Source organism: Bacteroides sp. A1C1 (assembly GCF_004328515.1).
GTDB lineage: Bacteria > Bacteroidota > Bacteroidia > Bacteroidales > Bacteroidaceae > Bacteroides > Bacteroides uniformis.
In genome coordinates, this window is sequence record NZ_CP036491.1 from 1,189,727 (window position 1) to 1,203,547 (window position 13,821).

Annotated in this window: 11 protein-coding genes; 6 read left to right on the forward strand and 5 right to left on the reverse strand. The window is 42.9% G+C overall.

Features of this window, described 5'->3' with window-relative positions:
- Positions 1–31: 31 nt before the first annotated feature.
- The 5 genes from EYA81_RS05130 to EYA81_RS05150 are packed head-to-tail and all read right to left on the reverse strand — an operon-like array spanning position 32 to position 3,328.
- Positions 32–586 (reverse strand): DJ-1 family glyoxalase III, encoded by a 555-nt coding sequence (locus EYA81_RS05130; protein ID WP_131225429.1) that lies wholly within the window; start codon positions 584–586, stop codon positions 32–34.
- A 14-nt stretch (positions 587–600) separates the two neighbouring features.
- Positions 601–1,419 (reverse strand): TonB family protein, encoded by an 819-nt coding sequence (locus EYA81_RS05135; RefSeq protein WP_118273889.1) that lies wholly within the window; start codon positions 1,417–1,419, stop codon positions 601–603.
- A gap of 34 nt (positions 1,420–1,453) precedes the next feature.
- Positions 1,454–1,864, reverse strand: a complete 411-nt coding sequence (locus tag EYA81_RS05140; protein WP_005833355.1) for a biopolymer transporter ExbD — start codon at positions 1,862–1,864, stop codon at positions 1,454–1,456.
- A gap of 34 nt (positions 1,865–1,898) precedes the next feature.
- Positions 1,899–2,615 (reverse strand): MotA/TolQ/ExbB proton channel family protein, encoded by a 717-nt coding sequence (locus tag EYA81_RS05145; protein ID WP_118273888.1) that lies wholly within the window; start codon positions 2,613–2,615, stop codon positions 1,899–1,901.
- Positions 2,615–3,328 (reverse strand): pyridoxine 5'-phosphate synthase, encoded by a 714-nt coding sequence (locus EYA81_RS05150; RefSeq protein ID WP_119961195.1) that lies wholly within the window; start codon positions 3,326–3,328, stop codon positions 2,615–2,617. The genes EYA81_RS05145 and EYA81_RS05150 overlap by 1 nt, the downstream gene beginning before the upstream one ends.
- Before the next feature lie 104 nt (positions 3,329–3,432).
- On the opposite strand from EYA81_RS05150, the gene EYA81_RS05155 reads away from it, so the two are divergent.
- From EYA81_RS05155 to EYA81_RS05180, 6 genes are all read left to right on the forward strand, one after another.
- Complete coding sequence (locus EYA81_RS05155; RefSeq protein WP_118273887.1) at positions 3,433–4,302, forward strand: NAD kinase; 870 nt, start codon at positions 3,433–3,435, stop codon at positions 4,300–4,302.
- A 544-nt stretch (positions 4,303–4,846) separates the two neighbouring features.
- Entirely contained in the window at positions 4,847–5,428 is a 582-nt protein-coding gene (locus tag EYA81_RS05160; protein WP_118273886.1) for an RNA polymerase sigma factor, read from the forward strand.
- 53 nt (positions 5,429–5,481) lie between these two features.
- The gene (locus tag EYA81_RS05165) at positions 5,482–6,486 is read left to right on the forward strand and encodes a FecR family protein (RefSeq protein WP_131225430.1); all 1,005 of its coding nucleotides are present in this window, start codon (positions 5,482–5,484) and stop codon (positions 6,484–6,486) included.
- A gap of 225 nt (positions 6,487–6,711) precedes the next feature.
- On the forward strand, positions 6,712–10,035 hold the full coding sequence (locus EYA81_RS05170) for a TonB-dependent receptor (protein WP_131225431.1): 3,324 nt from the start codon (positions 6,712–6,714) through the stop codon (positions 10,033–10,035).
- Between the two features lie 14 nt (positions 10,036–10,049).
- Positions 10,050–11,780, forward strand: a complete 1,731-nt coding sequence (locus tag EYA81_RS05175) for a RagB/SusD family nutrient uptake outer membrane protein (protein ID WP_119961198.1) — start codon at positions 10,050–10,052, stop codon at positions 11,778–11,780.
- Between the two features lie 136 nt (positions 11,781–11,916).
- On the forward strand, positions 11,917–13,797 hold the full coding sequence (locus tag EYA81_RS05180) for an FAD-dependent oxidoreductase (protein ID WP_119961199.1): 1,881 nt from the start codon (positions 11,917–11,919) through the stop codon (positions 13,795–13,797).
- Positions 13,798–13,821 lie beyond the last annotated feature (24 nt).

Below are 13,821 nucleotides of genomic sequence, written 5' to 3' on the forward strand. Positions count from 1 at the left end.
TGATTTATGATTTATGATTTATGATTTAAAATCATAAATCTGTTACGCACATGGCTTCTTTCAGTTCCTGCACCTTCTCTTTGCCTTGCAACAGTTCCACTACGGCCAATGCAAACTCCATGGCAGCGCCCGGTCCTTTACCAGTGATGATATTGCCGTCTCTTTCTACCGGAGCACCCGTACATTCGGCACCTTCCAAATACTGTTCAAAGCCGGGATAGCAAGTAGCCTTCTTGCCTTTCAGCAATCCCAGCTTACCCAATACCATAGGAGCCGCACAAATAGCAGCAATCGGTTTCTGCTCTTGGGCAAAACGCAGTAACAGATTACGCAGTTCTCCACACTTCTCCAAAGTGGACGCACCCGGCATACCGCCAGGCAATAATATAAGCTCTGCATCAAAGAAGTCGCAGTTCACTACATTCTTATCGCACAAGACCGGAACATCGTGTGCTCCCGTCACTATTTCATCAGGGGTTACCGTCACCATTTCTACGTTCAGTCCGGCGCGTCTCATCACATCCACAGAAGTAAAAGCTTCTATTTCTTCAAATCCGTCGGCAAAAAAGACATAAACTGTACCCATAATTGTTCCTCCTCTTATTTTAGATTAAAATAATACGTTATTGTTCCCGTCTGATTGTTCAAGCCGCTTACCGCATTGAAACGGGCTTTCTTGGCAGCATCCTCTGCCGCTTTCCGCAATGCGGGATTGACGGTATTGGTCTGGCGGTTGATGCTGGTCGCTATCACATGTCCGGCAGGGTTCACTGTGATGGTCACCACAACCCTACCTTCATCCTGCACATTATATACCGGTCGCGGCAATCCGCCCTCACCAAGAGAACGTCCGCCCAAATTAAACGAGCCGTAGCCTCCCGTACCCGAAGTGGCTCCGGACGGAGCATTCCCCGTAGGACTTCCTTGAATACCTTCGCCTTCCGTATCGCCTTTACTGCCCATTTGAGCACCTTTGCCAAAAGCGCCAGCTACCCGTTTACGGGCAGCTTCCTCGGCTTCCTTACGTTCCCGTTCGGCTTTTGCCGCTGCCAGTTTGCGAGCCTCTTCTGCTTTTTCGGCTTCCGTCTTTTCCGGTTTCTTCACCTCCTCCTTTTTCTTGGGTTCGGCTTTAGGCTTTATGGCAACGGTTTCTTCAGTTTCCTGCGTAATGATGTCCTGCTCCACCGTTTCCTGCACCTGAGGAGCGGTTTCCTCCGGCATGACATCCACCTTTACCAAAGAAGGGTCGGCAGGGCCCAGTGCATCGGGCACCTCTCCCAGCATAACGGGCACACCGCCTTCTTCCGAGGGTTCCGGCAGTGTGAATCCTACCAGTATCAGAAGGGCAATAATGGCAACATGCACCACAAGTGCACCTGCCATACCTATATATTTTCCTTTCTTCTTCCGATTCACCATTGCATTTACAATTTAGCCATGTACAATGTACGATTTAGTTTTCCGGTGGTCGTGTAGCCAGCACCATCTTGAATTTATTCTCGTTTGCAATGTTCAGCACCTTCACGATTTCCCGGTAAGGCACTGTTTCGTCAGCATACAAAGCTATATACATTTCAGGCTCCCTCTCCGCACACGATTGTAGGAAAGGAGTCAATTCTTCAAGCGTCAGAGACAGTTCCTTGTCATTGCCAAAAGCAGCATAATAATTCAGATTCTTATCTATGATAACTCTTGTCAAAGGCTTTGCAGAAGTCTGTTGCTTTCCCTGCGGCAGCAGTACCTTGATAGCATTGGGCGATACCATGGTAGATGTTATCATAAAGAAAATCAGCAGCAGGAAAATCAGGTCCGTCATGGACGCCATACTGAAATTGGGTGATATTTTAGCTCTACGTTTTAACACGCCTTTAAGTTTTAATTCTTAATTCTTTAATTAATCATTTCGCCGGTTCGTTCAACAAGTCCATGAATGCCATTGTCTTGGCTTCCATCTTATTGACCACGCCATCTATCAATGTCACCAGGTAATTGTAGGCAAACATAGCTATAATACCGACTATCAAACCGCCCACCGTAGTAATCATCGCCTCATAAATACCACCGGAAAGCAACGTTATATCAATATTATTTCCGGCATTTGCCATTTGCCAAAACGCACGTACCATACCCGTCACCGTGCCAAGGAAGCCTAGCATAGGAGCGCCACCGGAAATCGTGGCCATAATCGTCATTCCCTTCTCCAGTTTGGCAACCTCAATATTACCCACATTCTCGATGGCAGCCTGCACATCGTTCACCGGGCGTCCCAAACGGCTGATACCCTTTTCAATCATACGGGCCGAGGGAGTATCCACACTGCGACAATAAGCAATGGCAGCTTTCAATTCCCCACCCAAAATATAATCCTTTATTTTATCCATGAACTGAGGGTCTTCTTTCCCCGCCTTCCGGATAACATAATTACGTTCAAACAAGATGTAGAAACAAAGTACGGACATCAACCCCAAGACAACCATAATCCAGCCACCTTTGATGGCCATACTCCATAAATTCATTTCGTCGGAAGCGTTTACTTGTGTCAGTACCGGATTGGCACCTGCAATAGAGTCAGTCAGTGCCGGAGCCACTTGGGCCAATAACAACATTACATTCATCAGCGAAGACAGTTTTTATATTCCTTGACCGTACGCTCCAATCCCAGATACAACGCGTCACTAATCAGCGCATGCCCGATGGACACCTCGTCCAGCCACGGAATGTTTTGATAAAAATAATTCAGATTCACCAGGCTCAGATCATGTCCGGCATTCAGCCCCAGACCTAAGCTGCGGGCCACCTTGGCAGCCTCGACAAAAGGAGCTACAGCCGCTTCCCGTCCTTTGGGATAAGCCGTAGCATAAGGTTCCGTATATAGCTCCACGCGGTCGGCACCGGCTTTGGCAGCATATTCTATCATTTCGGCATCGGTGGAAACAAATACGGAAGTACGGATACCGGCATTGTTGAACTCATCCAACACTTCGTTCAAGAAGTCAAAATGGGTCTTGGTATCCCAGCCTGCGTTTGAAGTCAGCTGTGTAGGGCTGTCGGGCACCAAAGTTACCTGATGCGGTTTCACCTTCAAGACCAAATCCATAAATTCGGGTGAAGGATAACCCTCGATATTGAACTCTGTCCGCAGCAACGGCCGCAAATCATATACATCCTTACGGCGGATATGCCTCTCATCAGGACGGGGATGCACCGTAATGCCATCAGCACCAAAGTCTTCACAATCCAGCGCTACCTTCACAACATTCGGAACATCACCTCCACGGGCATTGCGCAGCGTTGCCACCTTATTTATATTAACGCTTAATCTAGTCATAATTCGGTTTATAGTTTGGGACAAAAGTACAAATAATAGTTATATATTGGCAGCATTCTGAGAAAAAAATAGCATCTTTGCACTTCAATCCAACAGAATTGATTATGAAATTTGCCATATTCGGAAATACCTACCAAGCAAAGAAATCCTCGCATGCAGAAAACCTCTTCCGGTTGCTCGGACAGCATCATGCACAGCTCTGCATCTGCCGGGAATTTCATCACTTCCTGACTGCCGATTTACATCTAAACATACCTGACGCCGAATTGTTTGACGGAGATGATTTCTGTGCCGACATGGTTATCAGCATCGGTGGCGACGGCACTTTCCTGAAAGCAGCCAGCCGTGTAGGAAAGAAGAATATCCCCATACTGGGCATCAATACCGGCCGGCTGGGTTTCCTTGCCGACATCTCACCGGAAGAGATGGAAGAGACCTTCGATGAAATCTACAACAATCACTATAAGGTAGAAGAGCGTAGTGTACTGCAACTGAGGTGCGACGATGAACGCTTGATGCAATCCCCTTACGCCCTCAATGAGATAGCTGTATTGAAGCGGGACAGTTCGTCCATGATCAGTATCCACGCCGCCATCAATGGCGCTCCGTTGACCACCTATCAAGCTGACGGCCTGGTTGTCTCCACACCTACCGGTTCCACCGCCTACTCACTCAGCGTCGGTGGTCCGGTCATCGTGCCTCACAGTAAAACCATCGCCATCACCCCTGTGGCTCCACACAGCCTCAACGTCCGTCCCATCGTCATTTGTGACGACTGGGAAATTACACTTGATGTGGAAAGCCGCAGCCATAACTTCTTGGTTGCCATCGACGGCCGTAGCGAGTCCTGCAAAGAAACGACCCGGTTGCACATCTCACGTGCCGACTATAGCATAAAGGTAGTCAAGCGGTACAACCACATCTTTTTTGATACGCTTCGTAATAAACTGATGTGGGGGGCAGATATCAGATAAGCCTATATCACTTCCCAAAATTCTTATTCGTATCCACTGCGAAATGAGCGCAATGATATTCCGGCAATTTGTCGCATTTTATTAAGGACGAAACAAAAGTCTATAACAGCCTGATTATCAACATCATTAAACACAATACATTCAATATACTACTGAACCTTATTCAATATACGACTGAATGGCATTCACTATACGACAGAATTAGGTTCAGAATACGACTCTATTCAGGCCCACACTATTTGTAAACAATACAGATTATTATTCAGCCCTTGTTTCGGCTGGGAATAGATGAAAACGACATACCGAAATGAGATACCTACCACCTGTAGCCGATAACTGATTCAACACGCGACAGAAGAATAAAACAAGTCCAGACGTAGAAGCAATAAGAATGTATATTTTCAACCAAAAGCTTTTAAATAAATAATAAAAACGCCACCTTTGCAGTCTATTCTTGCATAATCTATGTAAAATAACACTTTGTCAAACAAAGGAAATGCCATTTAGAATGGCGTCTATAACCTTAAATATAAGATGAATTAATATGCAGAAGGAAAATGATACTCTATTGGTAGCCAAATTGAGAGAAGGCAATAAATTTGCCTTTGAAGCGCTGTACGAAAAATATAGTGCAAAGCTGTATAACACCATTATTCTTCTTGTATATGATAAGTCATTAGCCAAAGACATCACCCAAAGCAGCTTCATGGCGATATGGGAAAAACGCAGCAATCTGGATACAGCGAAGAGCTTTCCGGCATATCTATGCACCATTGCACGCAACATGGTATATAAAGAAACCGAACGTATGCTACTGCACAACAAATTTGTAGAAAACAAATTGAAAACAGAAGAAGCAGCTATCGAAGGAGATACCGTGGATATGGACATCTCCATCATTGAAAAACAGATAGAACAACTACTGCAAGGCTTACCGGAAATTTCACGAAAGGTTTTTCAGCTGAAGAGAGCAGGAGAACTGTCCAATAAGGAAATCGCATCCCAGTTAGATTTGACGGAACGTGCTGTAGAGGCTCATTTCTACCGTACTATGAAACTACTGAAAGAAGAACTACGTAAATTCATCATGTTATTTCTCTCCTTTTACTTTCTAAACAATTGTTAAAATTCAAAATTCTGTGAGTGTTTTGACAGACTTGCGGATATATATTACAGAACATGGATAAAAAAGACAGTCATATTGAACTATTGGATCGTTTTTTTCGTGGACTGACCAGCCCTGAAGAAGATGTGCAGTTAAAATCATGGATTAAGCAACCGGATTTTCAACAGAAATTTTCCGTATACTATCAGCAATGCTGGGCACTGGCTCCGGACACGATGGACAAAGCCGTACAAAATGAAATGTTCACCGAACTTTTAAGCCAGATAGACGCAAGTTCCACCACGGAAACGAAGGTCCTGAAAACAAGGAACCGTTTCCTGCGTCAGATTGGGCGCTATGCTGCAGTTGCCTGCATCATATTGGCAGTGGGAAGCGGAGCCTATTATGCAGGAGTCAAACGACCGGCCGATGACGCCAATACAGAAGTCACCATGTCCGTATCCAACGGGCAGAAGGCCGACATCATTTTGGCTGACGGCACAAAGGTCTACATCAATTCCGATTCAAGAATTGTATATGACAACACTTACAACAAGAAAACACGTATGGTCTCCCTGGAAGGAGAGGCTTATTTTGAAGTTGCAAAGGACAAGGAAAAGCCTTTCATCGTGAAAGCAAATGGCATCAATGTACAAGCACTAGGTACAAGCTTCAATATACGTGCACATAAAGACGATAAATCAGTAGCTGTAATCCTGATAAGTGGAAAGGTTAAAGTAGACGACGGCAGACACGAGGCATATATGAAGCCAAACGAAAGGCTCGTTTGTAACCTGACCAATGGACAGTTCGAAAAAAGCGAGCTTCATCCTAATGCAAGTTATTTGCTATGGAGAAGCAATGAACTAGCGTTCTACGGTGAATCTTTTGAAGAAATTTGTACCATGCTTACTCGAATGTATAATTGCAAATTTATATTCAAAAACGAGAAAGTAAAACAATATACTTATCACGGCATCATTAAGAATAGCAGTTTGAATAATGTATTAGAATACATCAGCCAAGCTGGCGGCATTAATTACAAAATAAAATCTGATAATACGATCGTAATATATTAGTAGTGTTTAATAAACTCTTTATGTTAACTTAAAAAGGAAAATATGGAATAGATTTTATAAACTTTTTACTTCACCAAACACAACTGCCAGCTTTCGGCAGCAAAATAAAATTCTAGTTTAAACATTCACGAGAAATTCGTCATAAGTTACTCTAATATCTTATTAGAGCAGGTCTTTGGTACGCCTTTCTCAAAATAAAAAACAATTAATCTAATATTATTAGACATGAGACAAAACAAAATGATTATGCGGTCTTTAGTACTGCTGGGTGCACTGTTTTTCTGGGGAAACAGCTTCGCCCAAATCAGTTTATCTGTAAACAAGCAGACCATCAAGCAGATTATACCGCAAATTGAAAAAGCTAGCGGTTATAACGTATTCTACACAGACAAACTTCCCAATCTTGAAACAAAAAAGGATTTAAATGTATCAAATGCTTCACTTGAGACCGTATTGAAAGAATTATTTAAAGGAACGAAAATCTCCTTTGAAATAAAAGCAAACAAGCAGATTTTGCTGTTCCAGCAAACCAACAAATCTGTAGGTGCTAAAAAGAAAGTAACCGGTAGAATCGTAGACGAAAATGATGAGCCGCTTATCGGAGCTTCCGTTATTATCAAAGGCTCTACACAAGGAACAATAACCAATATTGACGGTGAATATACATTGGAAGATGTGCCGGAGAAAGCTACTCTAACCGTTTCTTACGTAGGCTATATACCGGCATCTGTTGCTGTCAACGGTAAAAGCGCAATCAATGTAGTGCTGCAAGAAGATTCAAAGACTTTGGAAGAAGTAGTTGTTATCGGTTATGGTACCATAAAAAAGAAAGACTTGACCGGTGCAGTAGGTTCTGTGGGAGGTGCAGAAGTAGCCGCCCGTAAAACAACTTCCCTTTCCACCGCTTTGCAAGGAACCATCCCTGGGTTAATGGTAACCCGTAACAATAATGCGCCTGGTGCAAATGCAGACAAGATATATGTACGTGGTATCACAACCATCGGGAATTCAGATCCTTTGGTTATCGTTGATGGAGTACCTGGTGACATCAATTCAGTAAATGCCAACGACGTTGAGAGCATTTCTGTATTGAAAGATGCTGCTTCCGCTGCTATTTATGGTTCTCGTGCCGCTGCTGGCGTTATTCTTGTCACCACCAAAAGAGCCAGTGACAAGGAACTGTCATTGACCTATAACGGTGAATTCGGTTGGGAAATACCTACCGCAGAGCCTGAGGTTGTAGGCGTGCAACGTTTTCTGGAAATGGCTAATGAATTACGATATACAGATAATCCGGACGGTGGCAAATACCAAGCCTATTCAGAAGATCAAGTTAATAACTGGGTGAAAAACAATGCAACCAATCCCAACCAGTATCCTATAACCGACTGGCAAGATCTGATTCTTGAGAAGTCCGCAACCCGTCAAAGTCACAGTATCCACCTTTCAGGCGGCAGCAAGGTCGTTAAGACCAAAGCATCCTTAGCGTATGATGAAGTAGGCGGTCTGTACGGTGACCGTTATTTCCAACGCTATACATTACGTGTAAACAATGACTTCAACATTACCCAAAAGTTAAGTGCTACATTGGACTTCAATGTTAAGCGCACTAAACACCACATGCCGCAATTCACTCCATTCGGAATGATGCGCTACATGCCTGCTATTTATGCAGGAGTATGGGATGACGGCCGTATAGCTGAAGGCAAATCAGGAGCTAACCCTTATGGATTGATGAAATTGGGTGGTACAACAAAAAAATGGTACACAGCATTGGGCGGTAAAGCATCTATTGATTTCAAGCCTTTTGACGGATTTAAAATTTCAGCAATCGTTGCTCCTCGCTTTAATTACGACAAGTTCAAAACATTCAAGAAAGCAGCCAGCTATACATTGGCAGATGATCCCAATACAATAGGGGGATACTTAGACAACAGCGGACTATACAACACAACCAAACTCTCAGAAACCCGCAATGACAGCTACAATGTCACTACACAATTAATAGCAAACTATGCAAAGAAGTTTGCCGGAAAACATGACATCAACCTTATGGCAGGTTACGAAAACTATTACGAATATATTGAAGAATTAGGTGCTGACAGAGACGGATACGTTCTCACGAACTTTCCATACCTCAATAATGGACCTAAAGATTTAATTGGCAACTCTGGAAAAGGAAAAGAGTACGCTTATCGTTCCTACTTCGGACGTGTCATGTACAGCTATGCCGACAGATATTTATTCCAGGCCAATATACGTCATGACGGCTCATCACGTTTTGCAAAGAAACACAGATGGGGTACATTCCCTTCCTTCTCTGCCGGTTGGGTACTCAGCGAAGAAAATTTCATGAAGAATCTTAATTGGGACTGGCTGTCATTCTTGAAGATTAGAGCTACATGGGGAGCATTAGGTAATGAACGTATTGGCGATTTCCCATATATGTCAACCATTGCATTTGGGAACACTATTTTCTATCAAAACAACGGTATTTATTTTGACCAAACTGCATCCCAACAGAAATATGCCATTGAAAATGTAACATGGGAGAAAACTGAATCTACAGACATTGGCTTAGACATTTCTTTCTTGAACAACCGCTTACGTGTGAACGGTGACTATTACTGGAAAAATACTAAAGACATGCTATTAGCAATGGCTATCCCTGATTTTCTAGGATTCTCTGACCCAGACGTCAATGCCGGCAAAATGTCAACCAAAGGTTATGAATTGAATGTCAGTTGGAATGACCACATCGGTGACTTCAGCTACGGAATAGCCATTAACTTCTCTGACTTCACCTCCAAAATGGGGGATTTACAAGGAACCCAATTCCTCGGTGACAAAGTTAAAATGGAAGGCAGTGAATTCAATGAGTGGTATGGCTATGTTAGCGATGGTCTTTTCCTGACAGAAGAAGACTTAAAGAATTCTCCCAAAATCAATGATAAGAACACTCAATTGGGCGATATTAAATACAAAGACATATCTGGTCCTGACGGTGTACCCGACGGAAAGATTTCTCCTGAATATGACCGAGTATTACTAGGCAGCTCATTACCCCATTTCCTATATGGTGGTAATATCAATTTGGGCTACAAAAATTTTGACCTTTCATTGGCATTCCAAGGTGTCGGAAAACAAAATGCACGCTTGGCAAGAGAAATGGTAGAACCATTCCGTAACAATTACGGGAATTTCCCCGCCATCATTGATGGAAACTATTGGAGTCCTTATAATACGGACGAACAAAACGCAGTTGCCAAATATCCTCGTCTAACCCATGTAAACAAAAGTTCCAACTATGCCATGTCAGATTATTGGCTGTTCAACGGAGGTTATTTCCGTCTCAAAAATATAACTTTAGGCTATACATTCCCTAAAGAATGGATGAACGCAATAGGTATCAAAGGTGCACGCATTTATGCCAGTGCTTCCGATCTATTCTGTTTGAGCAAATATCCGAAAGGATGGGACCCTGAAATGGGAGTAAGTGAATATCCTATCACAACATCTATATTGTTAGGCGTATCTGTTAACTTTTAAAAGAAAGAAAAAAAATGAAACATAAATTTATAATATTAGCTTTAGGACTTGGATTTTTAGCAAGTTCCTGCAATGACTTGGACTTAGTTCCATTGTCTGAGGCCTCCACTGAAAACTGGTATTCTTCAGAAGAAGAACTATTGATGGCTGCCAATGAATTCTATAAAATAGGATATTGGAATAAAATGAACCAGGGACTTCTGGAACAAGCCACCGACAACTTCACCTATAGAAATGTGAATCGTTGCAACCTCCTAGACGGTACAGTAAATGGTGATGGTGGAACAGAGAACTGGTATCCAGTAGAGCAATGGCAATCAAACTATAAATGTATAACAATGGCCAATACATTTCTTGAAAAGTCTGAGCGCGCCGAAAAGGCTGGTGTCTCTGAAAAAATATTGAATCAATACAGAGGAGAAGCTTACTTTACAAGAGCTTGTAAATATGCAGTACTCGTTTCTTTCTTTGGTGATGTTGTCTGGCTAGATAAGAATATTTACATTGAAGAAGCCTTCCAAAAAGGACGTACTCCAAAAGAAGAGATTATACCTTTAATTTACCAAGACTTCGACAAAGCAATTTCTATGTTACCAGTATCTTATACCGGTAACTCGACACAACGTTTCACAAAAGGTGCTGCGCTAGCCATGAAAGCACGTTTTGCCCTTTACATGGGTGATTGGGAACTTGCGGCCGAATCAGCTAAAGCGTGTATGAATTTGCAAGCTTATCAATTACATCCCGACTTCAGCGACTTATTCTTGATGAATACCAAAAATTCTATAGAAAGCATTCTTGTATTCCCACGTTCCGTGCAATACAACATTCTATACGATGCTACTGCCACAAAAAATGAGCTACCTAGAAATGCTGGAGGATACGGTTCGTATGCACCCTCTTGGGACTTGTTGGCTTCGTTCCTCTGTACAGATGGGTTGCCCATTGACGAGTCACCTCTTTTTGATCCCCACAATCCTTTCAAGAACCGTGACCCCCGTTGTACTGCCACCATTGTAGAATTTGGAACCCGCCATTGTAGCTTTGACTTTGATCCTCATCCCGATGCATTAAAAGTAATGAACTACAAAACCGGTAAAATGGTAACCAACCAAGATACCCGTGCCAATGCACAATACACCTCATTCAATGCATTGCTATGGAAAAAAGGTATTGACGATTCTTGGGTAGATAACAAACAAAAAGTGGAAAGTGACTATATTGAAATACGTTACGCAGAAGTATTGTTGACTTATGCAGAAGCCATGATTGAACTGAACAAGATTGACGAATCTGTATTAGAAGCCATCAATAGTGTACGTGCCAGAGCATACGGAGTGAAATCTTCTGAAACAGACAAATATCCGGCAGTAACAGCACGTGACCAAAAGTCCTTACGCCAGACAGTCAGACTGGAACGTCGCGTAGAGTTTGCTAAAGAAGGACTCCGCTACATGGACCTCATTCGTTGGAAATTGGCAACCAAAGCTCTGAACACCAAGAACTACGGCATTCTATATCCTGCTGACATATTAAGAGACAAAGTTACATCAAAAGGACTGTGGTTCTGGCCTACTACACCACAGATAGATGAAGATGGAATCGCAGACTTCTCTGCTATGGAAAAAGAAGGCTTAATCCAAGTACTTTCCCAGCGCAAATGGGACGAACGGCAGTATTTATGGCCAATCCCCACATCTGAAATCATTATTAATGAAAACATGAAACAGAATCCAGGGTATTAACGGTTAGACATTATAGGTAAAAAGATTGTGAATAAAAGGATAAACAAACTGTAATGAAAGGACTGCCCCTGCAAATTAGAAATCCAGGGCAGCCCTTTTATACCGTTTCCACAACAAAATAAAGAACCGCATATTTATGAGAAGAATTATATTGATTTTAAGTCTACTGTTCTGTAGCCAGCTTATCACAGCCTCCAATCTATTGATAGAAGCAGAAAGCTTTGACCAAAAAGGAGGATGGGTAGTAGACCAGCAATTCATGGATCTTATGGGGTCACCCTATCTAATGGCTCATGGAATGGGAGTCCCGGTTGAGGATGCTTCCACTACCATATCTTTTCCCGAGAGCGGTACATATTATGTATATGTACGTACCTATAACTGGACTTCTCCCTGGTATGATGGCAAAGGAGCAGGAAAGTTCACTCTAAAAATCGGTAATAAAAAGCTGCCTATAGTTTTAGGTGATGAAGGCAACCAATGGATGTGGCAACCCGCCGGAAAAATTTCAGTAAAGGCTGGGAATAGTAATCTAACATTAAAAGACTTGACCGGTTTCAATGGCCGTTGCGATGCTATTTATTTTACAACAGAAAAAGAGCAACTACCTCCTAACGAAACTGTACAACTGACAAATTTCCGTAAAAAAATGCTGGATATTCCAGCCGAACCGGAGCAATACTCCTATGATGTGATTGTAACTGGTGGCGGTATAGCCGGTATGTGTGCAGCCGCAGCCGCTTCCAGATTGGGATGCAAAGTGGCATTAATCAACGACCGCCCAGTACTTGGCGGCAATAATAGCTCTGAAGTCAGGGTTCACTTAGGGGGCAATATCGGAGTAGGCCCCAATTCCGGACTGGGACGTATGATAAGAGAATTCGGACATTCTAAAGAAGGAAATGCCAAACCTGCCGCAAACTATGAAGATGAAAAGAAGGAGCTTTTTATCGCCAATGAAAAGAATATCACCCTTTATGCCAACTACCGCGCCATATCTGTAAAGACCGATGGCAACAGAATAGAATCTGTCATCATCAAGCATATAGAGAATGGAAAAGAAGTGGAACTGAAAGCACCATTGTTCTCCGACTGTACCGGAGACGGCACCATCGGGTATCTGGCCGGTGCAGACTACAACATGGGACGCGAATCCCGTACCGAATACGGAGAAGAGCTGGCACCGATTCAACCGGACAAAATGACAATGGGTTCATCCGTACAATGGTACTCTGCAGACAAAGGTAAACCTACCCGTTTCCCTATTTTCTCGTACGGCCTGCAATTCAATGAAAAGAATTGCGAAAAAGTGACGATGGGTGAATGGAAATGGGAAACCGGCATGAACTTCAATCAAATCGACGACTTCGAACGTATACGTGATTATGGCTTAATGGTCATCTATTCTAACTGGAGTTTTCTGAAAAATGAATTAAAGGACAACAAGAAATATAAGAACCGCGCATTGGACTGGGTAGCCTATATTGCCGGGAAACGCGAATCACGCCGATTGTTGGGCGATTATATTCTAAAGCAAGATGATATAGACAAAAATGTCTATCACGAAGATGCCTCCTTCGTCACAACCTGGAGCATCGACCTGCATTTCCCGGATTCACTCAATGCGTCACACTTTCCTGATGCGCCCTTCAAAGCAGCAACCAAACACATCCATATATATCCTTACGCAGTGCCCTACCGCTGCCTATATTCCAGAAATATCGAGAATCTTTTTATGGCCGGCCGCAATATCAGTGTTACCCATGTGGCACTGGGCACTGTCCGCGTAATGCGTACCACCGGAATGATGGGCGAAGTTGTCGGGATGGCAGCTTCCTTATGTAAAAAGTACAACACCACTCCGAGAGGAGTATATCAGAAACACCTACCGGAATTGAAAGCACTGATGAAAGAGGGAGTAGGAAAAAAAGAAGGGATTCCCGATAATCAGAAGTTCAATGAACAAAAATTATTAAAAGAGCCTCGTATATTTATCATTGAAAAAAACAAGAAGTAAGAAACACGTTGATACTACAATTTA

What these genes read in the sequence shown, in the direction of transcription:
- EYA81_RS05130 (WP_131225429.1), bottom strand. Translation starts at nt 586, where the DNA reads ATGGGTACAGTTTATGTCTTTTTTGCCGACGGATTTGAAGAAATAGAA.
- EYA81_RS05135 (WP_118273889.1), bottom strand. Translation starts at nt 1,419, where the DNA reads ATGGTGAATCGGAAGAAGAAAGGAAAATATATAGGTATGGCAGGTGCA.
- EYA81_RS05145 (WP_118273888.1), bottom strand. Translation starts at nt 2,615, where the DNA reads ATGAATGTAATGTTGTTATTGGCCCAAGTGGCTCCGGCACTGACTGAC.
- EYA81_RS05150 (WP_119961195.1), bottom strand. Translation starts at nt 3,328, where the DNA reads ATGACTAGATTAAGCGTTAATATAAATAAGGTGGCAACGCTGCGCAAT.
- EYA81_RS05155 (WP_118273887.1), top strand. Translation starts at nt 3,433, where the DNA reads ATGAAATTTGCCATATTCGGAAATACCTACCAAGCAAAGAAATCCTCG.
- EYA81_RS05160 (WP_118273886.1), top strand. Translation starts at nt 4,847, where the DNA reads ATGCAGAAGGAAAATGATACTCTATTGGTAGCCAAATTGAGAGAAGGC.
- EYA81_RS05165 (WP_131225430.1), top strand. Translation starts at nt 5,482, where the DNA reads ATGGATAAAAAAGACAGTCATATTGAACTATTGGATCGTTTTTTTCGT.
- EYA81_RS05170 (WP_131225431.1), top strand. Translation starts at nt 6,712, where the DNA reads ATGAGACAAAACAAAATGATTATGCGGTCTTTAGTACTGCTGGGTGCA.
- EYA81_RS05175 (WP_119961198.1), top strand. Translation starts at nt 10,050, where the DNA reads ATGAAACATAAATTTATAATATTAGCTTTAGGACTTGGATTTTTAGCA.
- EYA81_RS05180 (WP_119961199.1), top strand. Translation starts at nt 11,917, where the DNA reads ATGAGAAGAATTATATTGATTTTAAGTCTACTGTTCTGTAGCCAGCTT.